Source organism: Desulfofundulus sp. (assembly GCF_049701015.1).
Taxonomy (GTDB): Bacteria; Bacillota; Desulfotomaculia; order Desulfotomaculales; family Desulfovirgulaceae; genus Desulfofundulus.
Map to the genome: position 1 here is coordinate 1 of NZ_JBNATZ010000001.1, position 243 is coordinate 243.

At 49.0% G+C, this 243-nt stretch carries 1 pseudogene; it reads right to left on the reverse strand.

The window, feature by feature from the left end:
• Positions 1-226, reverse strand: a pseudogene (locus tag ACPLUI_RS00005) (hypothetical protein); the annotation flags it as partial.
• Between the last annotated feature and the right edge of the window lie 17 nt (positions 227-243).

The following is a 243-nucleotide window of genomic DNA, read 5'->3' on the forward strand; positions in this document are numbered from 1 at the left end:
GGACATAAATGGTGGTCAGGTATAGTATTGCGGTCAAGAACATAAGGGGTTTCCGCCATTGAGGCAGACGGGTTAGTAGAGTTGTGGAGCCGATGATCATCGAGCCGATAAGAATTCCCATGTACTCATTGCCGATTCCGTAAAAGCGAGCACCAACGATAGGGTCGTATCCCATGATGGCTGTCTTCTGAAGAGGGCCTCCCAGCAGGATATCAAGTAGAATCAACCCTCCATTGGCAAAAC